Origin of the sequence: Thermus scotoductus DSM 8553, from assembly GCF_000381045.1 — a bacterium.
GTDB lineage: Bacteria > Deinococcota > Deinococci > Deinococcales > Thermaceae > Thermus > Thermus scotoductus.
The window spans coordinates 1-24,035 of sequence record NZ_KB905745.1; the positions used below are offsets into that span (position 1 = coordinate 1).

The following is a 24,035-nucleotide window of genomic DNA, read 5'->3' on the forward strand; positions in this document are numbered from 1 at the left end:
TCCAAACGAACACCCGTGGCAGAGCCGGAAGCATTGCGCTCGCCTGCCGATACGGAGTCAAGGTCTTTCTGGGCCCGGACGGGGCCTTCGGGGGAGACCCCGCGTGCTTTCCCGCAGGGAAACACCCTGGGAAGCCCTGGACTTTAGTCCGGGGAGTCGTCACAATAAGCCCCGTGGTGCTCTCGGCCCTGAAGGGCCTCCTCTCCCCCGATACCCTCTCTCGCCTTACCCCCCTGGGCGGCTTTGAAGCCCGAGTGTACACGGATGGGGAAAGGGTCTACAAGGTATACCGGCCTGGCGAGGCCCACCTGGCGGCCCTCGAGGCCGAGAGGATGGCCCGCGCCGGCTTGGGAAGCTTCGTCCTGGGGGTGGCCCAGGTGGAGGGACAAGGGGTCCTGGTCATCCGCCATTTTCCCGGAAAACCCTTCAGCCCCGAAGCCTTCACCTCCAAGGCCCTCGCCGCCCTCTCCCACCTCTTCCTCTCCCTCCACCGCCTCCCCGAGCCGGGGTATGTGGAGCGGGAAGAGCTTTCGGAGAGGCTAGAGCGCTTCGCTGAAAGCCTGGGCTCCGTGCCCGAGGCCTTAAGCCTCATCAAGGCCCTTATGCGGGAGGTCGCCTGGGTGGCGGGGGTGGAGAAGCGCTTCTGCCATCGGGACGCCTGGGCGGGGAACCTCCTGCTTAAAACCCAGGAAAACCCCTCCCACGACGACCCCGAGGTGCTCCTGGTGGACTGGGTCCGTTCCGGAGGCGACGATCCCGCCCGGGACCTTGCCCTCCTCAAGACGGGAAGCCTGGACCTCTTGGGGGAAAAAAGGGCCCGGGAGGCCCTTTTCCGCCTGGTGCAGTTCTACCCCAAAGAGGTGCGGGAGCGCCTGGCCTTTTACGTGCCCCTCACCTATCTCCACGACCTCCACTGGTTCCGCACGAAGAAGCCCGAGGGCTTCCTCGAGGCCCTGGCGGACAAGCTCCCCCGAGCTCTGAGCTTCTTCCAAGACTGCTTTCCCCTGAGAAACCGGGCGTGTTAGGCTTTGGGGGATGAGGATCACCCTGGTGGACCATCCCTTGGTCCAGCACAAGCTGGCCCACCTCCGGGATAAACGCACGGGCGCCAAGGACTTTCGCGAGCTGGCGGAGGAGGTATCCCTCCTCATGGCTTACGAAGCCATGAGGGACCTGGAACTTACGGAAACCACCGTGGAAACCCCCGTGGCCCCCGCCCGGGTCAAGGTGCTTTCCGGCAAGAAGCTGGCCCTGGTGGCTATCTTGCGGGCTGGATTGGTCATGGTGGAGGGCATCCTTAAGCTGGTGCCCCATGCCCGCGTGGGGCACATCGGCCTCTACCGGGACCCCGAGTCCCTAAAGCCCGTTCAGTACTACGCCAAGCTACCCCCGGATATCCACGAGCGCCGGGTCTTCCTCCTGGACCCCATGCTGGCCACGGGCGGGAGCGCCAGCCACGCCCTTACCCTTCTTAAGGAGAAGGGGGCCACGGGGATCAAGCTCATGTGCCTCATCGCCGCCCCCGAGGGCCTGGAGCGCATTGCCCAGGACCATCCCGACACCGAGGTGGTGGTGGCGGCCATCGACGAGCGCCTGAACGACCACGGTTACATCGTTCCCGGCCTGGGGGACGCCGGGGACCGGATCTACGGGACCAAATGACTGAACTTCTGAAGAAGATAGGCATCGCTGAACCCACGGGCACAGGCTGGCTTACCGTGGCCTTCGCCTTCCTGGTGGCCCTTTTCTTCACCTGGCGCTTCCTGCCCCATGTGCGCCGCTTCGCCCTCAAGGTGGGCTGGGCGGACATGCCCAACGAAAGGCGCCTCAACCGGGAGCCCCTGCCCAACGCCGGGGGCCTGGCGGTGTACGCCGGGGTGGTGCTGGCCCTGGTGGTGGCCGCCTTCCTAAGGCCCATCCTGGTGGAACACGTGCTTATCCAAATCCTCGCCATCCTCTTGGGAGGAGCTTGGCTGGTGCTGGTGGGCTTCATCGACGATCAGTTCGGCCTCCCCCCCCTCTTCCGCCTCTTCGTGCAAACCCTGGCCGCCCTCCTCCTCATGGCGGTGGGGGTGCGGTTCGAAGCCGCCTTCGGCACCCCCCTGGATCCCGTCTTGGGGTTTTTCCTCACCTGGCTCTGGGTGGTGGGAATCACCAACGCCCTGAACCTCATGGACGGCCTGGATGGGCTGGCGGGCGGGATTGCCTACATCAGCGCCATGAGCCTCCTCTTCGTGAGCGCCCAGTTTCCCTACTGGGCGGCAGGCACCCTGGTCCTGGCGGCCCTGGCCGGGGCAGCCCTGGGCTTCCTGCGGCACAACCTTCACCCAAGCCGCATCATCCTGGGGGATGCGGGGGCTTACTTCCTGGGCTTCACCCTGGCGGCCACCTCCCTTCTTGGCAATCTGAAGCTCACCACCTTTTTGGGCCTCCTGCCCCCGGCCCTTTTTCTTCTTCTCCCCATCCTGGACACCACCCAGGTGGTGGTGCGAAGGCTATTGCGGGGGCAAAACCCCCTTTCCACCCCCGGCAAGGACCACATCCACCACCGCCTTCTCGCCCGGGGACTTTCCCAAAGGCGGGTGGCCTTCCTCCTGTGGGGGCTCGCCCTCCTCTTCAACCTTCTGGCCATGGCCTACCTGGGCATGCCGAAGGAAGCCATCCTGGCAAGCCTTTTCGCCACGGTTTCCGGCCTGGGGTGGGTGACCTACCGCCGCCTCAGGGCCCTTTGGAGGGGGGTGGAATAGCATGAAGCGGGTAGTCTTAGCCTTCGGAACCCGGCCCGAGGCCACCAAGATGGCCCCGGTCTACCTGGCTTTGAAGGAGCATCCCCATATCAAGCCCCTCATCCTCCTCACTGGCCAGCATCGGGAACAACTAAGGCAGGCCCTGGGGCTTTTCGGCATCCAAGAGGACCGGAACCTGGACGTGATGCAAGAGCGCCAGGCCCTGCCGGACCTGGCGGCCCGCATCCTGCCCCAGGCGGCCAGGGCCCTCGAGGAGATGCGGGCGGACTACGTGCTGGTCCACGGGGACACCCTCACCACCTTCGCCGTGGCCTGGGCCGCCTTTCTGGTGGGGCTTCCTGTGGGGCACGTGGAGGCAGGCCTAAGAAGCGGTAACCTCAAAGAACCCTTCCCCGAGGAGGCCAACCGCCGTCTCACCGATGCGCTCACCGACCTGGACTTTGCCCCCACCCCCCTGGCCAAGGAGAACCTGCTAAGGGAGGGCAAGAAGGAGGAAACCATCCTGGTCACCGGCCAGACGGGGGTGGATGCCGTGCTCCTGGCCGCCCGGCTAGGCCGGCTTCCTGAGGGGCTTCCCCCTGGCCCCTACGTGACCGTTACCATGCACCGGCGGGAAAACTGGCCCATCCTGCCGGAGCTGGCCCGGGCCCTCAAACGGGTGGCCGAGGCCTTCCCCCACCTCACCTTCGTCTACCCCGTGCACCTGAACCCCGTGGTGCGGGAGGCGGTCTTCCCCGTGCTCAAAGGGATGAAGAACTTTCTCCTCCTGGACCCCTTGGACTACGGGCCCATGGCCGCCTTGATGCGGGAAAGCCTCCTCCTCGTCACCGATTCCGGGGGGCTCCAGGAGGAAGGAGCGGCCCTGGGGGTTCCCGTGGTGGTGCTCAGGAACGTTACGGAAAGGCCAGAAGGCCTCGAGGCGGGCATCCTGAGGCTGGCGGGCACCGAGCCCGAAAGGGTTTACCGCACGGTGAAGGCGCTACTGGAAAACCCCGAGGAACTTGAGCGCATGCGCCAGGCCAAAAACCCCTACGGGGATGGGAAGGCGGGGATTCGGGTGGCCCAGGGAGTGGCCTGGCGGCTGGGCCTGGGGCCTAGGCCGGAGGATTGGGTTCCCTAGGCCAGGGCCTGAGCTGGTAGAGGCCCACCAGGAGGAGGCAGCCCCCCAGGAGGAGGGCGGCAAGCCGTCCCCCGAAGCGTTCAAAGAGGAGGCCGGTGAGGTAGGCCCCAAGGGGCCCGGTGCCCAGCATCACCAGGCTGTACACCGCCATCACCCGGCCCCGAATCCGGTCGGGCACGGATAGCTGCACCAGGGTGTTGGCGTTGATGAGCACGGAGATCATCCCGAACCCTCCCAGGGCCAAAAAGAAGGGGACCAGGAAGGCGTAGGGCAGGAAGAGGCCCAGGTGGGCCAGGGAAAGGGAAAAGACCCCAAGAAGAAGCCTCCCCGGCTTGGGCCTACCCGTGAAGGCCATGACCAAGGCAGCCCCCAAGGCCCCCAACCCCACGCTGGAAAGGAGGCCACCATAACCCGTGGCGGAAAGGCCCAGCACCAGCCGGGCATAGGAGGGCACCAGGGTCTGGAAGTTCATGCCCAAGAGGCTGGCGAAGAGCACCAGTCCCACCACCCGGCGCACCACGGGATGCTCGAGGACAAACCGCACCCCCTCCTGGGCCTCCCGCCACCAGCGGCCATCCCCTTCCTCCCCCCTAGGACCCAAAGGGACCCGGCGCAGGACGAAGAGAAGGGGCAAAAAGGAAAGGGCATTGGCCAGATAAGCCACCCCCACGCCAAAGAGGGCGATTAACACCCCAGCCAGGGCCGGCCCCAACAACCTGCTGGTGTTGAAGCCAAAGGAGTTAAGGGCGATGGCCCCCGGGTACCGGTCCCTGCCCGCCAGCTCCACGGTGAAGCTTTGGCGCACCGGGAGGTCCATGGCGTTGAGGGCCCCGTAGAGAAACGCAAAGAGGAGCACGTGGCCGTAGCGCACCTGCCCAGTGAGGATGAGGAAGGCCATGAAGAGGGCCAGAACCATCATGCCCCCCTGGGTAAAAATAAGAAGGTTCCGCTTGGGGTAACGGTCCGCCAAAACCCCGGCGGGAAGGGAGAACAGCAAGGAGGGGAGGAACTGCAAGGCCACCACCAGCCCAAGCCTCTCCGCGCTTCCCGTAAGGAGGAGGACCAGCCATCCCTGGGCCGCCGACTGCATCCAGGTGCCCATCTGGGAGGTGAAAAGGGCAAGCCAGTAGGAACGATAAAGAGGGTCTTTCAGAAGGGCCAAGGCCAGCACCCCCTTATCCTACGGCTGACTGACCGGTCATTACCAACTCCACCGCCAGCCTGTGCTTATACTGAGGCATGCTTCAGCGCGGCTTTCCCCTGTTCCGCATTCTGGGGATCCCCCTTTACCTGGATTTCTCCTTTCTCCTGATGCTGCCCCTCCTGGCCTTCCTCATCGGCAGCAACCTGCCCGTTTATCTGGAGCTATTTGGCCTTCCTCAGGACCCCTCCCTGCTCCAGGGCACCCTGCCCTTCCTTCTGGGACTTTCCGCGGCCCTTGGCCTTTTCGCCTCCGTGCTTTTACACGAGCTCGGGCACGCCCTGGTAGCCCGGCGCTTCAGTATAGAAACCAAACGCATCACCCTGTGGCTCCTGGGCGGGGTAGCACAGATGGAGAGGATTCCCAGGGAACCCAAAAAGGAGCTCTGGATTGCCCTGGCGGGCCCGACGGTGAGCTTTGCCCTGGCCCTCTTCTTCCGTCTGGTGCAGGCGGAATCCGGGGCCCTGGGGTTTCTCACCCACTATTTGGCCTTGGTCAACCTGATGCTGGGGCTATTCAACCTCCTCCCTGCCCTGCCCTTGGACGGAGGCCGGGTCTACCGGGCGCTTTTGGCCATGCGCAAACCCTACCTCCAGGCCACCCGGCAGGCCTTGGCCCTGAGCCAGGTGGTGGCCTGGGCCTTGGGGCTTTTCGGCCTTGTGGTCTTCAACCCTTTCCTGGTCCTGATTGCCTTTTTCGTGTACATGGCCTCGAGGGCCGAGGTGGAAGCCAGCCTACTGGCCCAGGCCTTAAGCGGGTTGAAGGCCAAGGACCTCATGACCCCAAACCCCCTGGTCATCCCCCCAGAGCTTACGGTCCAGGAAGTCCTGGAACTGGCCCTGGCCCACAAGGTTTCCGGCTTTCCCGTGGTGGAGGAAGGGCGGGTCCTGGGGGTGGTGGGCCTCGAGGGGCTGGAGGGCGCCAACCCCCTGGCCCCGGTGGTCCACTACCTAAAAGAACCCCTGATCCTCTCCCCCGAGGAGGACGCCCTTACCGCCTTGGAGCGCATGGCGGAGCACGGCTATGCCCGGGCCCTGGTGATGGAAGGGGGCCGCCTGGTGGGCATCCTCAGCAAAACCGACCTCCTAAGGGCCTTCCAGGTGCGGATGCTAGGGCATTCCTCACCTGAACCCGGCCAGACACATGTGAGACTGGACGAGTAAAAATGTGGGGACCACTCCAGAAGAGAGGGGGTCCCCACGGATGCAGCTTACCACGGTTGGCAAAGAGGTTTTGCGGGGAGCGCGGGTCAGCCCGAAGGGCTACCTTGAAGGCCCGGGAACTCCAAGGTCACGCGAAGCGTACCTTGGGGCCGGGGCCGGCGATCCCACGGTTCAGGACCGCTTACGGAAGCTCAAACAGGTGGAGCGGATGCAGCGGACCTTTAGGGATGAGTTCTACACACGACCGTTGCCTTCACAGATCCCCGAGCTCCAAAGGGAGCTTGACGCCTACCTGGACCACTACAACCGCCGGCGACCCCACCAGGCCTTGGGGGGCCTGGCCCCTTTAGAGTACCTGGCTAGAATACGGGGGGAGGCGGTCCCCACAGAGTCTCAAATGTGTTGACCGACTACAGAGAGGCGGAAGGCCCTGGCCTACTGCTCGGAGGTGGGCCTGGCCTTAAAGCTGGGAAGCACCTGGTTCCGCGTGGAAAAGGGGTGCCTTCGCCTCCGCCTCCTCTGGCCCCCTTAACGGAGGATCTGGGGGACTACCTTCAGGGTAAGGGTGCGGCCCTGGCGCCAGACCTCGAGGACCACTGCCTCTCCCGGCTTCTTGCCGTAGAGCACTTGGCGAAGCTGGGCGATGGAGGAAAGAGGCACCCCGTCGGCCTTCAGGAGCACATCCCCGTCCACCCCCACCTGCAAGGCCTCGCCCGTGGGAAGTTGGATGTAGGCAAAGCGGCTTGGAGCCCTTAAGCCCGCCCGGGCAGCGGGGCTATTCCGCTCCACCTCCTGGACCATGAGCCCAGAGGCGGGAAGCCCGTACTGCTGGCGTAGCCTCTCCGGGTAGATGGAAAGGGGGATGAGGGACACGCCAAGCCGGGGACGGCTCCTGACGATCTCCTCCGCGGTCAGGGTCTTCCCCGCCTTCAGCTCGGGAAGGTACTGCTTCACCAGGTTGATGGGCAGGGCAAACCCCACCCCGGCGAACTGGGCGGCCCCGAACTGGCCCGTGGGGGTGAAGATGGCGGTGTTGATGCCGATCACCTCCCCCCGGGAGTTAAGGAGAGGCCCCCCGGAGTTGCCGGGGTTGATGGCGGCATCCGTCTGGATCACCTGGGGCACCAGGCCCGACTCATCCCCGATGGCCCCGGGGTTTTCCCGGATAGCGGAAACGATCCCCTGGGTTACGGTGAACTCTAGCCCAAAGGGGTTTCCCATGGCGATGGCCTTCTGGCCCACGCGGATCCGGTCCGAGTCCCCCAAAACCAGGGGGACAAGCTTCTCCTTAGGGGCGTTCACCTTGAGGAGGGCCACGTCCAGGGGCGGGGCCGCACCCACCAGGCGGGCTTGGTACTCGTTGGGGTCGTTGTGAAACTTGATGGTGATGCGGCTCGCCCCCTCCACCACGTGGTAGTTGGTGAGGATGTACCCCTCCTTGTCAATGACGAACCCGGAGCCCGTTCCCTGCTGGGGAGGCATCTGGAGGAAGGGAGCGAAGAACTCAAAACCCGGAGGGAGCTGGACGCTTTGCGGCCGGGTGACCACGGAGACGTATACCACCCCGTCCCCGTAGCGTTCCACGATCTCCACGGTGTTCCGCTCGTAGTCCAAAAGCCCCTGGTCCCCTGCGGGCGCCGGGGCGGGGGCCCGGCCCTGCCCGTCGGAAAGCCCCCACCAAAGCACCGCCCCCGCCAGGGCGGAGAGGGCAAGGAAGCCGGCAAAGGAACGGCCAAGGTTCATGGCACACCTCCCAAGCCCCAACCTACCCCTTGCCGGTTAGGGGGGGATTAGACGAAGACCACGGTCTTGTTGCCGTGGACGAGGATGCGGTCCTCGAGGTGCCAGCGCACGGCCCGCGCCAAGACGGTGCGCTCAAGCTCCTGGCCGAGCCTTTTCATCTCCGCAACCGTGTGGCGGTGGGAGACCCGCACCACGTCCTGCTCGATAATGGGCCCTTGGTCCAACTCCTCGGTGACGTAGTGGGCGGTGGCCCCGATGAGCTTCACCCCCCGCTCGTAAGCCTGGCGGTAGGGGTCGGCCCCGGCAAAGGCCGGCAGGAAGGAATGGTGGATGTTGATGATGCGCATGGGAAAGCGGGCCACGAAGGAGGGCGAGAGGACCTGCATGTAGCGGGCCAGGACCACGAGCTCCACCCCCTCCGCCTCCAAAAGGGCGAGGATCCGCTCCTCCGCCTCCTCCTTGCGGTCCTTCTCCACGGGCACATGGTGGTAGGGGATACCGAAGCGCTCCACCTCCTCCTGGTGGTGGGGGTGGTTGGAGATCACCATCCGGAGGTCCATGGAAAGCTCCCCCACCCTGTAGCGCCAAAGGAGTTCCAAAAGGGCGTGGGCCGGTTTCGAGACCAGGATGGCCACTCGCTTCCTTTCCGAGGCGTAGCTCAAGCGCCACTCCATGGAAAAGCGGCTTGCCACCACGTCCTGGAAGGCCCTTTCCAGGGCAGGGCGGGAAAGGTCCAGGTGGGGGGTGGTGAAGGCCAGGCGCATGAAAAAGGTTCCCCCTTCGGGATCGGTGGAATACTGCTGCAAATCGGTGATGTTGGCCCCATGGGCGTACAGGAACCCGGAAACCGCGGCCACGATCCCGGGCCGGTCCGGGCAGGTGATGAGGAGCCGCGCCTCTTCCATAGGCGCTACTATATCCCCATGGACTGGCGGACCACCGACCTTTCGGACGCCCACCCGGAGGCGGAAACCCTGCCCATGGTCTTCAGGAGCTTCGGCGGCAAGACCCGCTTCCAAGGGCGGGTGCGCACCCTGAAGGTCTTCCAGGACAACGCCCTAGTGCGAAGGGTGCTGGAGGAGGAAGGCGGAGGCCAGGTGCTGGTGGTGGACGGGGGAGGCTCCCTGAAGACCGCCCTTTTGGGGGACAACCTGGCCCGGCTGGCCTGGGAGCGGGGCTGGGCTGGGGTGGTGATCCACGGGGCCGTGCGGGATACCGGGGAGCTCAAGGAAGTGCCCATCGGCATCCTGGCCCTGGCGGCCACTCCCAGGAAAAGCGCCAAGGAGGGCCTGGGAGAGGTGGACGTACCCCTTAACCTCCCCTGGGCCAGGGTTCTTCCGGGAGACCTTCTTCTGGCCGACGAGGACGGGATTCTTCTCCTGCCCTCGCCCCAGAGCGGCGGCCAAAGCGCCGGATGAGGTCCTCCTCCTTAAGGGCCAGCAGGGTGGGCCGGCCGTGAGGGCAGACCCAGGGGGTTTGGCACTGGAGGAGGGCGTCCAGGAGGGCCTGGCCCTCGGTCCGGGACAGGGGGTGCCCTGCCTTCACCGCCGGCAGGCAGGCCAGGCGGGCCAGAAGCTCCGTGAGGCTTTTCCCCTCTCCCCTCAGGGCCTCGCGGAAGATCTCCGGAAGGAGGAGGGGATAGGGATGGAGGAAGGAAGGGGCCGCCAGGAGCCTGACCCTGCCTGGACCAAAGGCCTCGAGGGCAAAGAGGGAAGCCAAAACCTCCTTCCTCTCCGGCAAAAGGCTTTCCTCGAGGGGGGAAAGCTCCACCAAAACCGGATAGGGCAGGGCCTTCAGGCCCTCCTCCTTAAGGCGCCTCAGAAATTCCTCGTAGATCACCCGTTCGTGGGCGGCATGCTGGTCCACCAGGTAAAGGGTGTCCCCTGCCTCCGCCAGAAGGTAACTCTCCCTAAACTGCCCCAGGTAGCGCAAGCGGGGAAGCCCCGAGGGCGTGGGCGGGCTTAAGGGCATGAGGGGCCTGGGTTCGGGGAGGCTACGGGCCAGGTTATGCCTTTGGAAGGCCTCCCTCAGACCTTCCTCCACAAAGGCCTCCGCCTCCTCCAAGACCGCCACCTCCTCCTTCCTGGCATCCAGCCGCAACCGGAAGGCCTCGAGGGGCAGGGTGAGGTTCAGGACGCCCACGGGGAAATGCCCCTCGGGAAGAAGCTCCCGGTAAGCCCGGCGCACGGTCTTCAGCAAACCCTCCGGCCAGGCCACGGGGCGGCCGTTGATGGCCAGGAAGAGAAGGTCGGGCCGCGTGCGGGAGGCCTGGGGTCCGGAAAGCAAGCCCTGAAGCCGCATGCCCCCGGCTTCCCGCTCCACGGGCAAGAGCCTTTCCGCCAGGACCCGGCCGAAGGCCAGCCGGGCCGCCTCCTTAAGCCCCGCACCCGGGAAGAGGAGCCGGGCCTCCCCCTCTGCGAAAAAGGCCAGGGAAAGCCAGGGATAATGGAGGAGATAGCGCCTTAACAGTTCCGCCACCTCCCGCTCCGAGCCTTCCCCTTCCCACCCCACCACCTCCACCCGGGTCCCCGGGGGGGCCGCCACCTCCCTAACCTCCACCCGCTCCCCCTGGGCCAGAAGAAGCCCCCCACCCACCTGAAAGCGGGGCCGGGAGCGGATCCTGAGAAGGGCGGCCTGCCTTAGAGCGTAAAGGGCCTGGCCGCGAAAGCCCAAGGCGGTGATCCTCCCGGGGTCCAGAAGCTTGCTGGTGGCGAAGGGTTCCACCGCCAAGGGAAGCTCGGCCAAGGGGATTCCCTGGCCATCGTCCTCCACCACGATCCTCCAGGTGTTTCCCTCCGGGAAAGCACGCCAGGTGTTTCCCTCCGGGAAAGCACGCCAGGTGTTTCCCTCCGGGAAAGCACGCCAGGTGTTTCCCTCCGGGAAAGCACGCCAGGTGTTTCCCTCCGGGAAAGCACGCTCCCGTCCCCCGCCGTAAAGCTCCACCCGCACCCTCTTGGCCCCTGCGTCCAGGGCGTTTTCCAAAAGCTCCCGCACCACGTCTCTGAGGGAAAAGAGCACCTCGCCCCGGGCCAGGAGCCCCCGGAGCTCCTCAGGAAGCGGGCGGATCACCCCTTTATGGTATCCAGGGGAGCCCCCAGGGCCAAGGCCTTGAGCTCATGCAGGAGGCAGAGGGCCTCGAGGGGGGTCAGGCGGTCGGGGTCCAGGGCGAGGAGCCTTTCCAGCACCGCCTCCGCCACCCCCTCCCTGCGGGCGGTGAGGACCTGGAGGAGGGATTTGGCCCGTTCCACCACCTCCTTGGGAAGCCCCGCCATCCTGGCCACCTCCACCCCGTAGCTCTTGGAGGCCGGGCCGGGCAGCACCTGGTGGTAGAAGGTCAGGCCTCCTTCCTCCTCCTTGGCGGCCACGTGCAGGTTTTTGAGCCGGGAGAGGGGCAGGGCGGTGAGCTCAAAGTAATGGGTAGCGAAAAGGGTGTAGCACCGCCTTTCGTGAAGGGCCTCGGCCACGGCGGTGGCGATGGCCACCCCGTCCAGGCTGCTCGTCCCCCTTCCCACCTCGTCCAGTAGGACCAGGCTCCCCTCCGTGGCTTCCTTGAGGATCAGGGCCACCTCCTCCATTTCCACCATGAAGGTGCTCCGCCCCCCTGCCAAATCGTCGGAAGCCCCGATGCGGGTTAGGATGCGATCAAAGAGGGGGAGGATGGCCTCCTCTGCGGGCACAAAGCTTCCAATCTGGGCCAGAAGGGCGATGAGGGCCGTCTGACGCAGGTAGGTGCTCTTCCCCGCCATGTTGGGCCCGGTGACCAAGACGAGCTCGTGGGCCATCTCCAGGTCGTTGGGGACAAAGCTGGTGCGCCGCTCCACCACCGGGTGGCGCCCCCCGCGGATCTGAAGCCGATCGCCAAAACGGGGCCTCACGTAGCCGTAGCGCACCGCCACCTCCGCCAAAGCGGCATAGACGTCCAGCTCCGCCAGGACCCTGGCCGCCTCCCTGAGGGCCTCCGCCTCCTTCCTGGCCTTCTCCCTGAGCTCCAGGAAGACCTCCTCCTCCCGGCGGCGGATCTGGGCCTCGAGGCGGTAGAGCTCCCTTTCCCTCTCCTTGATCTCCGGCAGGGTGTAGCGCTGCCGATCCTTCAGGGTCTGGATGGCCTTGTACTCCGGGGGAACCCTTTCGTAGTAGGGTCGGGTAACCTCCAGGTAGTAGCCAAAGACGGCGTTATAGCCCACCTTCAAGGTAGGGATGCCGGTTCTGGCCTTCTCCCGCTCCTCCAGCTCCAGGAAATAGGCCACCCCCTCCCGGTGGGCCTGCCGCAGGGCATCCAGATGAGGATCATAGCCCTGGCGGATCAGCCCTCCCTCGGAGAGCTTGAGGGGCAGTTCCTCCTCCAAGGCCGCCCTCAACTCCTCCAGAAGGGAACCCAGGTCGGGAAGGACCACCTCTTCCCCCAAGAGGGCCCGGAGCTCGGGCAGGATCTCCAGGCTCCGGCGCAAGGAGCCCAGGTCCCGCGGGGATGCCCGCCCCATCTCCAGCCGGGTGGCCAGCCTTTCCAGGTCCGCCAGGCGGAAGAGGAGCCGCCTTACCCCTTCCCGCAGGGCCCCTTCCCTTACAAAGCGCTCTACCCGGTCCAGCCTGGCCTCCAGGGGACCCGCCTCCAGCAAGGGATGGCGGAGCCAGCTTTGCAACAACCTGCGGCCAAAAGCGGTGCGGGTTTCGTCCAGAACGCCGAAGAGGGTGTCCTGGCCCCGGATGGGCTCGAAGACCTCGAGGGCCCTCAAGGTGGCCTCGGGCAGGTGCATGAAGGCCCCGGGGTCGTAGGGGCGGAAGGGCCTGGGGCTGAACCCCTCTCCTTGGGTCCAGCGGGCATACCAAAGGAGCGCCCCCTGGACCCGGCGCAAGGCCAAGGGCCCCTCCCCTACCGGTTCAAAGGGAGCTTCCGAAAGCATAACGGGGAAGCGCTTCTGGAATTCTTCTACAAACTCCGGGTTTTCCCTGAGCTCCGGGGCCAGAAGCACCTCGGCGGGCCGGTGGCGGAAGAGCTCGTCGTAGAGGGCGCTTTTGCTCTTAAGCAAGGTGCCCTTGAACTCCCCGGTGGACACGTCCAGAAAGGCCACCCCGAAACCATCCCCGGTGGCGATGGCCGCCAGGTAGTTGGCTTCCTTGGAAAGAAGGGTTTCCTGCACCAGGGTGCCGGGGGTGAGGAGCTGGGTTACCTCCCGCCGCACCAGGCCCTCGGCCTCTTCTGCGGGCTCCACCTGGTCCGCCACCGCCAACCGGAAACCCATTTTCAAAAGCCTTTCCGCATAGGCGTCAAAGGCCCTTAGGGGAATCCCCGCCATAGGGGTGGTGAAGTCCTTGCTGGACTTGTGGGTGAGGACCAGGCCCAAGGCCCGGGCCAACCTCTCCGCATCCTCCCCGAAGCACTCGTAGAAGTCCCCCACCTGGAAGAGGAGAAGGTAGTCGGGGTAGCGGTCCCTGAGCTCCACGTACTGCTGCAGGAGAGGGGGAAGGGGACCCGGGCCTTCACCCTTGAGCATGGGACTCATCATAACCCCGGTATACCCCGGGTGGAGGTCTTGGAACTGCTGGCGGACTTCGGGGCCAAAGGGGACCGGCATGCGGGCAAGGACCCCGACCGGGCCGTCCTGGTGGCGGGGCTTCCCGCCTACGAGAAGGCCAAAGGGGCGGGCATTGAGCTTCCCCTCGGGACCTTGGGGGAGAACCTCCTTTTGGACCTGGATCCCCATGGGTTTCCCCCAGGTACCCGGTTAAGGGTGGGGGAGGCCCTTTTGGAGTTCTCCTACGTGTGCACAGTCTGCTCCAGCCTCTCCCAGTTTGACCTTAGGCTTCCCAAGCTCCTCTATGGGGGCCGCGGTCTTTACGCCCGGGTGCTGGAAGGCGGCCTGGTGCGGGTGGGGGACCCCGTGCGCATCCTGGTCACCGCCGAATAGGCCTTCCGCAAGAAGGGCCCCGGGGACCGGTCCCCGGGGCCTTTGCCTCTGGCTTAAACCCCCACCCGCTCGGGAACCCGGTAGGCCCAGTAGGTGGGTTTTTCCCCTTTGGGTTCGTTGAGGATTTCTATCCGCCCCTCGAGGCCCGCCTCCACCTCCTTGAGCTCCTTGAGGTAGTCCATGAAGCTTTCCGCATCGCTGAAACCGGTGTCCACCCGGTAACCCTGGGCCTCCTTCAACACGGTGAAACCATCGCCGCCAGCGGCAATGAAGCTATTCACCACCACCCGGTAGGTGGCCTCGAGGTCCAGGGGCACATAGCCCTTCTCCGTCTTCACCTCCACCCGCACCACCCGGTCGCCTGGGGCCCTGGAGAGGTCAAAGGCATAGCGGAGGCCGGAAACCTGGAGGAAGCGGCCTGCTCCCTGCTCCCACTGGGAAACCCCGTTCTCCAAGGCGGCCTTGATCTCCTTGCCCTTTAGGTCCATCACCACCAGGGTGTTGCCAAAGGGTAAAACCTCGTAGACCTTCCCCACGGTGATGGGGCCTTTGGGGATGCTGGTGCGGATCCCCCCGCCGTTTTGCAGGGCGATCTGCACCCCGGCATTCCGTGTCTTCCAGACCATACCGTCGGCGATGAGGTTGCCCAAGTTGCTCTCCCGCTTGCGCACGATGGCCCTTTCGCCGATGAGGTCCACCTTAGCCTGGGCGATCACCTGCCCCATGAGGGCCATCACGGGCTGGGCGTAGGCCAGAAGGGCCTCCTTGGCGAAGAAGTCCTCGGGGGAAACCTCGGGGGTCATGAGGATGGGCTCGCCTTTGTAGGCAAGGAGCTCCCCCTTGGGGTCAAAGGTGACCTCCAAGAGGCCCACCACCTTCCCCCACTCCCAGGCCTGCACCACCAACACGTCCTTGCCCTCTGGGTTCTTCACCACCGTGGGGTAGGGCCCCGCCGGGGCGAGCTCCTTGTGGGGAAAGCTCCCCAAAAGGGTGTGGGAGTGGCCACCCACGATCACCTGCACGCCCACGAGCCTCCTGGCCAGCTTCAGGTCCTCCCCGTAGCCCAGGTGGGAGAGGACCACGATCTTGTTCACCCCCTTTTTCAGCAGCTCGTACACCGCCTTCTGGGCGGTTTCATAGGGGTCCAGGAAGTCCACGGTGGGTCCGGGGTTGGCGATCTCCCGGGTGTCCGGGGTGGTGAGGCCGATCACCCCCACCTTCTCACCCCCCACCAAGACCACGGTATACGGGGCAAAAAGCCCCTTAAGCCTGGGTTCCCGCTCCACCCCCACGTTGGCGGAGACCACCTTAAACCTCGCCCCCTTCAGGAAGTCCGCCAAGGGGCCAGGGCCCAGGTCAAACTCGTGGTTGCCCAGGGCCATCACCCGGTATAGGGCCCGGTGCATGAAAAACCGGTCCGCCAGGCCCCGGTACTGGTTGAAGTAAAGGGTGCCCTGGAAAACATCCCCGGCGTCCAGGAAGAGGAGGTTTTTCCGGCTGGCCCTAAGCCGGTCAAAGAAGGCGATGCGCTGGGCCACACCCCCCACCCTCACCTTCTTGCCGGAAAGGGTGAGCTCCATGGGCTCCAGGTGGGTGTGGGTGTCGTTGGTGTGCACCAGGGTGAGGGTGAACCCCCCCTGGGCCCGTCCCAAGCCTAGGCCCGCCAAACCGAAAGCCGCCCCTGCCTTCAATATCTCGCGCCGTTTATACATACCCGACCTCCAGGCTTCAGTCTACCCAAAGCCCGGTCAGGAAACGGTCAAGAACCCAAGGCCCCCATCAGCTTTCGGGGTGACCCAATAACTCTTGACAAGATGCACAAGATGGCTGTACACTTTGCGCAATCTGCTGGGGAGAAGTAGGGTACATCCGGCCTCAGCAGACCAAGGAGGCAAAAAATGGCGTACACCAAGGCGGAAATCCTCAAGGCGCTTAAAGCGGAGAAGGTCAAGTTCCTCAGGCTCCAGATCACCGACATCCTGGGGGTGGCGAAGAACGTGGAGGTCCCCGAGTCCCAGTTTGAGAAGGCCCTGGACGGGGAGATCATGTTTGACGGCTCCTCCATTGAGGGCTTCACCCGCATTGAAGAGTCGGACATGCTCCTCAAGCCCGACTACAACACCTTCGTCATCCTGCCCGATGCCCTGGAAGACCCCGCCCGCGGCCGGGTGGCCCGGCTCATCTGCGACGTGGCCTACCCCGACGACCGCCCCTTTGAGGGGGACCCCCGCTACGTGTTGAAGCGCCAGGTGGAGCGGCTGCAAAAACTGGGTTTTGACAACATGTACGCGGGCCCCGAACCGGAGTTTTTCCTCTTCCTGCGCACGCCCGACGGCCTGCCCACGGTGGAAACCCACGACAAAGCGGGCTACTTTGACCTGGCCCCCATCGACAAGGGCGAGGAAGCCCGGCGGGACATGGTGAACGTGCTGGTGGCCATGGGCTTTGAAATCGAGGCCTCCCACCACGAGGTGGCCCCCGGCCAGCACGAGATCGACTTCAAGTACGCCGACGCCCTCACCACCGCCGACAACATCGCCACCTTCAAGTGGGTGGTGAAGCGGGTGGCCCTGAACCACGGCCTCCACGCCACCTTCCTGCCCAAGCCCATCCGGGGCATCAACGGCAGCGGCATGCACACCCACCTCTCCCTTTTCAAGAACGGGGAAAACGCCTTTTTTGACCCCAAGGCCGAGTACCAGCTTTCCAAAACCGCCCTCCACTTCATCGCCGGGCTCCTGGAGCACGCCGAGGGCATGGTGGCCATCACCAACCCCTTGGTGAACTCCTACAAGCGCCTCACCCCCGGGTACGAGGCCCCCACCAACATCGCCTGGTCGGCGGCCAACCGCTCGGCCATGATCCGCGTGCCCGCCCGCCGGGGCGTGGGCACCCGGGCCGAACTCAGGATGCCCGACCCCTCCGCCAACCCCTACCTGGCCCTGGCGGTCATGGCCGCTGCCGCCATAGACGGGATAGAGCGCAAGCTTCTGCCCCCGCCCCCCATCCAGCGCAACATCTACCACATGAGCGTGCGGGAAAGGCGCAAGCACAAGATCCGCGAGCTTCCCGGAACCCTTAGGGAGGCCCTCGAGGCCCTAAAGAAGGACCCCGTCATCCGGGAGGCCCTGGGCGAGCACATCTACACCCATTTCCTCCAGGCCAAGCAGATGGAGTGGGACGACTACCGGGTCACGGTCCACCAGTGGGAGCTGGACCAGTACCTGGCCACGTACTGAGGGTGGGTATCGGGTCCCCCCTCCTAAAGGAGGGGGGCCTGACCCATTGGTCAGGCATAAACTTACGAGGGGGCATTGACAAGAACCGGTACCCCCCCTAGAATGAGGCCGCAACGCGAAGGCGTGCTCTAGCGGAGGTGCGTATGAGGAAAATCGGCTTGCTGGTAGCAGGTGTGGCCGCCCTGGGCATGGCCCTAGGCCAGGCCAACGTCATCAAGATCGCCACCCAGTCTCCCCTCTCCGGTCCCCAGGCTGCCCTGGGGGAGCAGATCAAGCTGGGGGCAGAACTGGCGGTGGAAGAGGCCAAGGCCCGGTTCAAGGCCCTGGGCTTTGACCTGGTCCTGGTGCCCTACGACGACCAGGCCAACCCCGACGTGGGCGTGGCCAACGCCAACCGCATCATCAACGACCCCGACATCCTGGGCGTGGTGGGCCACTTGAACTCCGGCGTGGCCATCCCCTCCAGCGAGGTTTACGCCCGGGTGAACCTGGTCATGGTCTCCCCCGCCAACACCAACCCCCGGGTCACCGACCGCAAGCTCCCCAACGTGAACCGCATCTGCGGGCGTGACGACGTCCAGGGGCCTGTGGGTGCGCAGTACGCCTTCAACAACCTGAAGGTGAAGAACGTCTTCATCATCCACGACAAGACCGCCTACGGCCAGGGCCTGGCGGAGGAGTTCAGGAAGCGCCTCGAGGCCCTGGGCGGCAAGGCCGTGGCCTTCGTGGGCACCGAGGAGACCTCCAACTTCGTGCCCATCATCAACCAGATCCGGGCGGCCCGGCCCGTGCCCGAGCTCATCTACTTCGGGGGCATCTACAGCCAGATCGGCCCCTTCGTGAAGCAGCTTCGCGAGCGAGGGGTCAAGACCCGGCTCATGGGCGGGGACGGGCTGGACTCCAGCGAGTTCGTCCGCCTGGCGGGTAAGGAGAACGCCGCCGGCACCTTCTACACCACGGTGGCCGGCCCGGTTTCCGCCTTCCCTAAGGCCAAGGCGGTGGCTGAGCGCTTCAAGAAGAAGTACGGCAAGGACATGGAGGGCTTCGGCATCTACGCCTACGACTCCGCCAACGTGATCCTGGCTGGCCTCGAGGCCGCCATCAAGGCCGCGGGCGGCAAGAAGCCCACCCGGGAGCAGGTGGCTCAGGCGGTGCGCCAGGTGAAGATGGAAGGGCTCACCGGCACCATTGAGTTTGACGACAAGGGCGACAACAAGAAGGCCAAGTACTTCGTCATGCAGGTGGCCTCCACCGGCAACTGGGCCGACAACAAGCTGATCCGCGTCATCGAGATGGCCGCTCCAGGGGCCAAGTAAACTGGGATTCCAACCCAAGGGGGTGGCCTGAAGGCCACCCCCTTGGCCCGGAGAAAGGAGGCACCTTGCTGGAGCAAATCCTAGCCCTACTGCCCCAGGTGATCTTCGACGGGCTCATCCTGGGCTTCGTATACGCCATGGTGGCCCTGGGATACACCATGGTCTACGGCGTCTTGGAGCTCATCAACTTCGCCCACTCCGAGATCTTCATGATCGGGGCCGTGGTGGGGGTGGAGGTCTTCCGCTACCTGGCCCCCCAGGTGGAAAGCGGCTTCCTGCTCCTCCTCCTCGCCCTAATCCTGGGCGGGGCGGTGGCGGGGATCACCGCCATCCTGGTGGAACGCTTCGCCTACCGCCCCTTGAGGAAGCGGGGCACCACCAACCGCCTGGTGCCCCTCATCACCGCCATCGGGGTGTCCTTCATCCTCCAGGACTTGGTGCGCCTCATTGAGGGCCTCTGGCACAACGAGTTCTTCCTGCGCATGCGCACCGTGGAGGACCTCGAGGGCTCCGTGGAGCTCTTTGGGGGGGCCATCTTCGCCCAGACCAAGTCCTTCATCCTCATGGGGGTATCCATCCTCATGCTCTTGGGCCTCACCTACCTGGTGAACCGCACCAAGCTGGGGGTGGCCATCCGCGCCGTGGCCCAGGACCTCCACACCGCCAGCCTCATGGGCATAGACCCGGACCGCATCATCTCCCGCACCTTTCTCATCGGGGGTTCCTTGGGGGGTGTGGCCGGGGTGCTCTTCGCCCTGCAGTACACCACCATCACCCCCTACGTGGGGTTCCTGCCCGGCATCAAGGCCTTCACCGCAGCGGTCTTAGGGGGTATCGGCAACATCCCGGGAGCCATGCTGGGCGGGCTCGTGCTGGGGCAGCTGGAAAACTTCTTCGGCACCTACCTGCCCATCCTCACAAACGGCAACTTCGGCACCGAGTATAAGGACGTGGTGGCCTTCTTGATCCTGATCCTCATCCTCCTCCTAAGGCCCCAAGGCCTTCTGGGACAGGTGGTCAAGGAGAAAGTATGAACGCCCTCTCCTTCCTTCTCAGCCTGGCCTACCTAGGCCTCGCCTTCCTGGCTCCAAGCCCGGTAAGCCACCTCTTCGGCCTGGCGGCCTTAGGGGTTACCGCCTTCCTACGGCTTTCCCCCACCTGGCGAACCCTGAACCTGGCCCTCCTCACCCTGGCCTTCACCGTGGGCCTCATGCGTTCGGGGAACACCCTGGGCCTCATCGGCCTGGTGGGGATCCTGGTGGCCCTCACCACCCTGCCCCGTATCCCCACGGGAATCCGCGTGCTCCTGGCCCTGGCCATCCTCCTCCTTTCCGTGCCCATGGCGGGCTTCGCCAACACCTTCATCTTTGAACTGGGCATCCAGATCGGCATCTACGCCGCCATGGCCCTGGGGCTCAACGTGGTGGTGGGAATGGCGGGACTTCTGGACCTGGGCTACGCCGCCTTCTTCGCCGTGGGGGCCTACACCTGGGCCATCTTCGGCAGCGAGCAGGCCAAGAACTTCATGCAGGGGAACTTCCCCCTCCCCGGGGAGTACATGTACCTCTTCATGGGGATCGCCATCGTCACCACCGCCCTAACCGGTCTGGTCATCGGCCTTCCCGCCCTTAGGCTTCGCGGGGACTACCTGGCCATCGTCACCCTGGGCCTGGGGGAGGTGGTGCGAATCCTGGCCAACAACCTGGACCACCCCATCAACTTCACCAACGGCCCCCAGGGGATCACCCCCGTGCAACGCCCTCCCATCGACTGGTTCCGGCAGTTGATGGCCACCCTGGGGGTGCACCTGGACCGGACCACCGATTACCAGCTCTTCTTCTACTTCCTGGTCCTCCTCATGATCGGGCTGGTGGTGCTGGTGAACGTGAACCTAGCCAACTCCCGCTTCGGCCGGGCCTGGGTGGCCATCCGCGAGGACGAGGTGGCGGCCCGCTCCATGGGCATCCCCCTCCTGCCCACCAAGCTCCTGGCCTTCATGACCGGGGCCGCCTTCTCCGGGGTGATGGGGGTGATCTTCGCCGCCCAGCGCACCTTTGTATCCCCCGAGTCCTTCACCCTTTTGGCCTCCATCACCATCCTGGGCATGGTGATCCTGGGAGGGATGGGATCCATCCCCGGGGCCATCCTGGGCGCTGCGGCCCTCACCATCCTCAACCTGGACGTGCTCAAGACCTTCAGCGAGTTCGTGCGCACCAGCCTGCCCCAAATCCCCAACCAGGTGGATCCCGCCAAGTACGAAAGGCTGGTCTTCGGCCTTATCCTGGTGCTGATGATGATCTTCCGCCCGGAAGGCCTCATCCCTGAGAAACGCCACAAGGCGGAGATGGCTGCTTTTCCGGAAGGAAAACAAGGGGGGGAGGCATGAAGGCCCTCGAGGTCACCCAGGCCACCAAGCGCTTCGGCGGTCTGGTGGCGGTGAACGACGTGAGCCTTAGCGTGAACCAGGGGGAGATCTTCTCCGTCATCGGCCCTAACGGAGCAGGCAAGACCACCTTCTTCAACCTCCTAACCGGCATCTACCCTCCCGATGAGGGAAGGATCCTCCTCTTCGGGAAGGACGTGACCGGCCTACCCCCGGACCGAATCGCCAAGGAAGGGGTAGGGCGCACCTTCCAAAACATCCGCCTCTTCGGGGCCATGACCGTGCTGGAGAACCTCCTGGTGGGCATGCACATCCACATCCACGTCCCCTACTTCCATGCGGTATTCCGTACCCCCCTGGCCCGCAAGGAGGAAAAGCGGGCCGAGGAAGAGGCCAAGAGGCTATTGGAGTACGTGGGCCTCCTCCACCGCAAGGATGAGCTGGCCAAGAACCTGCCCTATGGGGAGCAACGGAAGCTGGAGATCGCCCGGGCCCTGGCCCTAAAGCCCAGGCTCCTCCTCCTGGACGAGCCTGCGGCGGGCATGAACCCCCGGGAAACCGAGGAACTCCAGGCCTTCATCCAGCGCCTGAGGGAGGAGCTTGGGATCACCATCGTCCTCATCGAGCACGACATGCGCCTGGTGATGCGGATCTCCGACCGCATCGCCGTGCTGGAGTACGGCTCCAAGATCGCCGAGGGGACCCCGGAAGAGGTGCGGCAAAACCCCAGGGTCATCGAGGCCTACCTGGGCAAGGGGGCTGCGGGAGGTGCGGCATGAGCCTTCTGGAGCTTAGGGACGTCCACACCTACTACGGCCACATCCACGCCCTCAAGGGCATCTCCCTGAGGGTGGAGGAGGGGGAGATCGTGACCCTCATCGGCTCCAACGGGGCGGGCAAGAGCACCACCCTGCGCACCATCAGCGGTCTGGTGAAGCCCAGGCAGGGAGAAGTACGCTTCCAGGGGAAGCCCATCCACCGCCTCCCCGCCCACCAGATCGTGGCCCTGGGGGTAGGCCACGTGCCCGAGGGGCGGAAGATCTTCCCCCGCCTCACCGTGGAGGAGAACCTGGAGATCGGGGCCTATCTGGAAAACGACCGCAAGGTGGTGCAGAAGCGCAAGGAGGAGGTGTTTGCCCTCTTCCCCCGCCTCTACGAGCGCCGGGCACAGAAGGGGGGCACCCTTTCGGGCGGGGAGCAACAGATGCTGGCCATCGGCCGGGCCCTGATGCAAAACCCCAGGATCCTCCTCATGGACGAGCCCTCCATGGGCCTGGCCCCGGTGCTGGTGGACTTTATCTTTGAGATCATCCAAAGGCTAAACCGGGAAGGGCGCACCATTCTCTTGGTGGAGCAAAACGCCCGCCTGGCCTTGCAGATCGCCCACCGAGGGTACGTCTTGGCCACGGGGGAGATTACCCTGGAAGGCCCGGCCCGGGACCTGGCGCAAAACCCCGAGGTGCAGAAGGCCTACCTGGGGGAAGGTTAGGCCGCATCCTTTGCCTGATACCCAGGCTTGCGCTCCCTTATGGGAGCGCTTTATACTTGGTCCGGACCAAAGGGGAACACCCCGGAAAGGAGCCATATGAAGAGGAAAATCTTGCTTGGCTTGCTGGTCGCTTTGGGCTTGGGGTTCGCCCAGAAGACCCTGGTTTTCGGGTCCAATGGGGAGCCGGTGAGCCTCGAGCCCGGCAACATCACCGACGGCATCTCCATCTACGTGCAGCGGCAGATCTACGACACCCTGGTGGACTTCAAGCCGGGCTCCACCGAGGTGACCGCTGGGCTGGCCACCAGCTGGTATAGCTCCCAAGACGGCAAGGTCTGGACCTTCCGCCTGCGCCAAGGGGTCAAGTTCCAGGACGGCACCGAGCTGGATGCGGAAGCGGTGAAGTTCAACATCGAGCGCTGGTGGAACCCCAAGAACCCCACCCGCATTGACGCCGCCGCCCGGTACGAGATCTGGCCGGAGCTCTTCGGCGGCTTTAAGGGAGATCCCGGTTCCATCCTGAAGGAAATCCAGGTGGTGGACAGGTACACCGTCCGCTTTGTCCTTAGCCAGCCCTTCCCCGCCTTCCCTGCCGCCATCGGCTCGGGCTACTTCGGCATCGCAAGCCCCGCCGCCATCAAGAAGGATGGGGCCAAGTACGGCTCCCCCACGGGAAGCGCCGTGGGCACCGGGCCCTTCCGTCTGGTGGAGTGGCGCCCCGGGGAGCAAGTGGTCCTGGAAAAGAACCCCACTTACTGGAAGCAGGGCTTCCCCAAGGTGGACCGGGTGGTCTTCCGGGTCATCAAGGACCCCGCCGCCCGCTTGGCGGCCTTGAAGGCCGGTACCATTGACTTCACCACCGACATCCCCCCGGCCAACCTGAAGGACCTCGAGGCGGACCGCAACCTGGACGCCGTCTTCCGCCCCTCCTTCAACGTGGGGTACCTGGCCCTGAACCCCGCCTACAAGCCCTTCTCCGACCCCAGGGTGCGCCAGGCCATCGCCATGGCCATCAACAAGAAGGCCATCGTCCAAGCCTTTTGGGGGAAGCTAGGCCTAACCGACGGGCACTTCACCCCCCCTTCCATGAAGGTTTTCCAGTCGCCCAAGGTCACGGACTACGAGTACAACCCCCAGAAGGCCAAGGCCCTCCTGGCGGAGGCGGGATACCCTGGAGGGTTTGACCTGGAACTTTGGTACATGCCGGTTTCAAGGCCCTACTTCCCCACCCCCAAGGAGATCGCCGAGGCCATGGCCGCCGACCTCTCCGCCATCGGCATTCGGGTTAAGCTCCAGACCAAGGACTGGGCCAGCTACCTGGCGGACCGCAAGAAGGCCCCGGGCTTCCAGGCCTACATGCTGGGCTGGACCGGGGACTACGGCGACCCGCAGAACTTCTACGATCCCCACTTCGCCTGCCCCATCGCCGACCTCTTTGACAGCACGGGTAAGCCCCTTTGCGTGAAGGAGCTCGGCGACATCCTCACCAAGGCCGCCACCACGCCGAACCTCGTGGAGCGCAAGCGCCTCTACCAGCAGGCGGACGAGATCACCTTCAACCTGGCCCTGCGCATCCCCATCGTCCACTCCCAGCCCCTCCTGGCCAAGCGCAAGAACATCTCCGGCTGGGTGCCGAGCCCCTTGGGCTCCGAGTCCTTTGAGAGCATAGAGAAGCGCTAAGCTGTCCGGCCCCGGACCCCCTGCGGGGGGTCCGGGCTTTTTGAGGCG

20 protein-coding genes and 1 pseudogene are annotated in these 24,035 nt (G+C 65.0%); 15 read left to right on the forward strand and 6 right to left on the reverse strand.

Annotated features, from left to right (window positions below; all coding sequences use genetic code 11):
* Nucleotides 1-173 precede the first annotated feature (173 nt).
* Genes F604_RS0106985 through wecB form a run of 4 tightly spaced genes read left to right on the forward strand, consistent with a single transcriptional unit; the run spans nucleotide 174 to nucleotide 3,867 of the window.
* Entirely contained in the window at nucleotides 174-1,025 is an 852-nt protein-coding gene (locus F604_RS0106985) for a phosphotransferase (protein ID WP_019551023.1), read from the forward strand.
* A 10-nt stretch (nucleotides 1,026-1,035) separates the two neighbouring features.
* Nucleotides 1,036-1,662 (forward strand): uracil phosphoribosyltransferase, encoded by a 627-nt coding sequence (gene upp, locus F604_RS0106990; protein WP_015716444.1) that lies wholly within the window; start codon nucleotides 1,036-1,038, stop codon nucleotides 1,660-1,662.
* A complete protein-coding gene (locus F604_RS0106995; protein WP_019551024.1) occupies nucleotides 1,659-2,747 on the forward strand; it encodes an MraY family glycosyltransferase in 1,089 nt (362 codons plus the stop codon). Before upp ends, F604_RS0106995 begins: the two co-directional genes overlap by 4 nt.
* A gap of 1 nt (nucleotide 2,748) precedes the next feature.
* Nucleotides 2,749-3,867, forward strand: coding sequence for a non-hydrolyzing UDP-N-acetylglucosamine 2-epimerase (wecB, locus tag F604_RS0107000; protein ID WP_019551025.1), 1,119 nt, complete (start codon nucleotides 2,749-2,751; stop codon nucleotides 3,865-3,867).
* On the opposite strand, the gene F604_RS0107005 is transcribed toward wecB, so the two are convergent.
* Entirely contained in the window at nucleotides 3,842-5,038 is a 1,197-nt protein-coding gene (locus F604_RS0107005; RefSeq protein WP_019551026.1) for an MFS transporter, read from the reverse strand. The genes wecB and F604_RS0107005 overlap by 26 nt on opposite strands.
* 68 nt (nucleotides 5,039-5,106) lie before the next feature.
* Here F604_RS0107005 and F604_RS0107010 point away from each other — a divergent pair, with 68 nt between their 5' ends.
* Together F604_RS0107010 and F604_RS12620 are read left to right on the forward strand one after the other, a co-directional pair.
* Nucleotides 5,107-6,231, forward strand: coding sequence for a site-2 protease family protein (locus F604_RS0107010; protein WP_019551027.1), 1,125 nt, complete (start codon nucleotides 5,107-5,109; stop codon nucleotides 6,229-6,231).
* A gap of 199 nt (nucleotides 6,232-6,430) precedes the next feature.
* Nucleotides 6,431-6,648, forward strand: a pseudogene (locus F604_RS12620) (integrase core domain-containing protein); the annotation flags it as partial.
* A gap of 111 nt (nucleotides 6,649-6,759) precedes the next feature.
* Here F604_RS12620 and F604_RS0107025 read toward each other — a convergent pair.
* On the reverse strand, nucleotides 6,760-7,974 hold the full coding sequence (locus F604_RS0107025) for a S1C family serine protease (RefSeq protein ID WP_019551028.1): 1,215 nt from the start codon (nucleotides 7,972-7,974) through the stop codon (nucleotides 6,760-6,762).
* A gap of 47 nt (nucleotides 7,975-8,021) precedes the next feature.
* Entirely contained in the window at nucleotides 8,022-8,879 is an 858-nt protein-coding gene (purU, locus tag F604_RS0107030) for a formyltetrahydrofolate deformylase (RefSeq protein ID WP_019551029.1), read from the reverse strand.
* A gap of 18 nt (nucleotides 8,880-8,897) precedes the next feature.
* Here purU and rraA point away from each other — a divergent pair, with 18 nt between their 5' ends.
* Nucleotides 8,898-9,392 (forward strand): ribonuclease E activity regulator RraA, encoded by a 495-nt coding sequence (gene rraA, locus F604_RS0107035; RefSeq protein ID WP_019551030.1) that lies wholly within the window; start codon nucleotides 8,898-8,900, stop codon nucleotides 9,390-9,392.
* Here the strand turns inward: rraA and F604_RS0107040 are convergent.
* Nucleotides 9,286-11,043, reverse strand: coding sequence for a DNA mismatch repair MutL family protein (locus tag F604_RS0107040; RefSeq protein ID WP_019551031.1), 1,758 nt, complete (start codon nucleotides 11,041-11,043; stop codon nucleotides 9,286-9,288). The two genes, rraA and F604_RS0107040, sit on opposite strands and share 107 nt — an antisense overlap.
* Nucleotides 11,040-13,475, reverse strand: coding sequence for a DNA mismatch repair protein MutS (mutS, locus tag F604_RS0107045; RefSeq protein WP_026329045.1), 2,436 nt, complete (start codon nucleotides 13,473-13,475; stop codon nucleotides 11,040-11,042). The genes F604_RS0107040 and mutS overlap by 4 nt, the downstream gene beginning before the upstream one ends.
* Before the next feature lie 12 nt (nucleotides 13,476-13,487).
* Here mutS and F604_RS0107050 point away from each other — a divergent pair, with 12 nt between their 5' ends.
* Nucleotides 13,488-13,880 (forward strand): MOSC domain-containing protein, encoded by a 393-nt coding sequence (locus F604_RS0107050; protein WP_051080488.1) that lies wholly within the window; start codon nucleotides 13,488-13,490, stop codon nucleotides 13,878-13,880.
* 53 nt (nucleotides 13,881-13,933) lie between these two features.
* Here F604_RS0107050 and F604_RS0107055 read toward each other — a convergent pair whose 3' ends face one another.
* Nucleotides 13,934-15,592: a bifunctional metallophosphatase/5'-nucleotidase gene (locus F604_RS0107055; RefSeq protein WP_019551033.1), complete on the reverse strand. Its 1,659-nt coding sequence runs from the start codon at nucleotides 15,590-15,592 to the stop codon at nucleotides 13,934-13,936.
* A gap of 186 nt (nucleotides 15,593-15,778) precedes the next feature.
* Between F604_RS0107055 and glnA the strand changes: the two genes are divergently transcribed.
* From glnA to F604_RS0107090, 7 genes are all read left to right on the forward strand, one after another.
* Complete coding sequence (gene glnA, locus F604_RS0107060; protein ID WP_019551034.1) at nucleotides 15,779-17,119, forward strand: type I glutamate--ammonia ligase; 1,341 nt, start codon at nucleotides 15,779-15,781, stop codon at nucleotides 17,117-17,119.
* A 143-nt stretch (nucleotides 17,120-17,262) separates the two neighbouring features.
* Nucleotides 17,263-18,435 carry a branched-chain amino acid ABC transporter substrate-binding protein gene (locus F604_RS0107065; protein WP_019551035.1) on the forward strand — a complete coding sequence of 391 codons (1,173 nt, stop codon included), beginning with the start codon at nucleotides 17,263-17,265 and terminating at the stop codon, nucleotides 18,433-18,435.
* Nucleotides 18,436-18,500: 65 nt separating this feature from the next.
* The gene (locus F604_RS0107070; protein WP_019551036.1) at nucleotides 18,501-19,469 is read left to right on the forward strand and encodes a branched-chain amino acid ABC transporter permease; all 969 of its coding nucleotides are present in this window, start codon (nucleotides 18,501-18,503) and stop codon (nucleotides 19,467-19,469) included.
* Nucleotides 19,466-20,821, forward strand: a complete 1,356-nt coding sequence (locus F604_RS0107075; RefSeq protein ID WP_019551037.1) for a branched-chain amino acid ABC transporter permease — start codon at nucleotides 19,466-19,468, stop codon at nucleotides 20,819-20,821. The genes F604_RS0107070 and F604_RS0107075 overlap by 4 nt, the downstream gene beginning before the upstream one ends.
* Complete coding sequence (locus tag F604_RS0107080) at nucleotides 20,818-21,597, forward strand: ABC transporter ATP-binding protein (RefSeq protein ID WP_019551038.1); 780 nt, start codon at nucleotides 20,818-20,820, stop codon at nucleotides 21,595-21,597. Before F604_RS0107075 ends, F604_RS0107080 begins: the two co-directional genes overlap by 4 nt.
* Complete coding sequence (locus tag F604_RS0107085) at nucleotides 21,594-22,307, forward strand: ABC transporter ATP-binding protein (RefSeq protein WP_019551039.1); 714 nt, start codon at nucleotides 21,594-21,596, stop codon at nucleotides 22,305-22,307. The genes F604_RS0107080 and F604_RS0107085 overlap by 4 nt, the downstream gene beginning before the upstream one ends.
* Before the next feature lie 96 nt (nucleotides 22,308-22,403).
* Nucleotides 22,404-23,987, forward strand: a complete 1,584-nt coding sequence (locus tag F604_RS0107090) for an ABC transporter substrate-binding protein (RefSeq protein WP_019551040.1) — start codon at nucleotides 22,404-22,406, stop codon at nucleotides 23,985-23,987.
* The last annotated feature ends 48 nt before the right edge of the window (nucleotides 23,988-24,035 follow it).

Coding starts and splice junctions, on each gene's coding strand:
- upp (WP_015716444.1), top strand. CDS start 1,036: ATGAGGATCACCCTGGTGGACCATCCCTTGGTCCAGCACAAGCTGGCC.
- F604_RS0106995 (WP_019551024.1), top strand. CDS start 1,659: ATGACTGAACTTCTGAAGAAGATAGGCATCGCTGAACCCACGGGCACA.
- wecB (WP_019551025.1), top strand. CDS start 2,749: ATGAAGCGGGTAGTCTTAGCCTTCGGAACCCGGCCCGAGGCCACCAAG.
- F604_RS0107010 (WP_019551027.1), top strand. CDS start 5,107: ATGCTTCAGCGCGGCTTTCCCCTGTTCCGCATTCTGGGGATCCCCCTT.
- F604_RS0107025 (WP_019551028.1), bottom strand. CDS start 7,974: ATGAACCTTGGCCGTTCCTTTGCCGGCTTCCTTGCCCTCTCCGCCCTG.
- purU (WP_019551029.1), bottom strand. CDS start 8,879: ATGGAAGAGGCGCGGCTCCTCATCACCTGCCCGGACCGGCCCGGGATC.
- rraA (WP_019551030.1), top strand. CDS start 8,898: ATGGACTGGCGGACCACCGACCTTTCGGACGCCCACCCGGAGGCGGAA.
- mutS (WP_026329045.1), bottom strand. CDS start 13,475: ATGAGTCCCATGCTCAAGGGTGAAGGCCCGGGTCCCCTTCCCCCTCTC.
- F604_RS0107055 (WP_019551033.1), bottom strand. CDS start 15,592: ATGTATAAACGGCGCGAGATATTGAAGGCAGGGGCGGCTTTCGGTTTG.
- glnA (WP_019551034.1), top strand. CDS start 15,779: ATGGCGTACACCAAGGCGGAAATCCTCAAGGCGCTTAAAGCGGAGAAG.
- F604_RS0107065 (WP_019551035.1), top strand. CDS start 17,263: ATGAGGAAAATCGGCTTGCTGGTAGCAGGTGTGGCCGCCCTGGGCATG.
- F604_RS0107075 (WP_019551037.1), top strand. CDS start 19,466: ATGAACGCCCTCTCCTTCCTTCTCAGCCTGGCCTACCTAGGCCTCGCC.
- F604_RS0107080 (WP_019551038.1), top strand. CDS start 20,818: ATGAAGGCCCTCGAGGTCACCCAGGCCACCAAGCGCTTCGGCGGTCTG.
- F604_RS0107085 (WP_019551039.1), top strand. CDS start 21,594: ATGAGCCTTCTGGAGCTTAGGGACGTCCACACCTACTACGGCCACATC.
- F604_RS0107090 (WP_019551040.1), top strand. CDS start 22,404: ATGAAGAGGAAAATCTTGCTTGGCTTGCTGGTCGCTTTGGGCTTGGGG.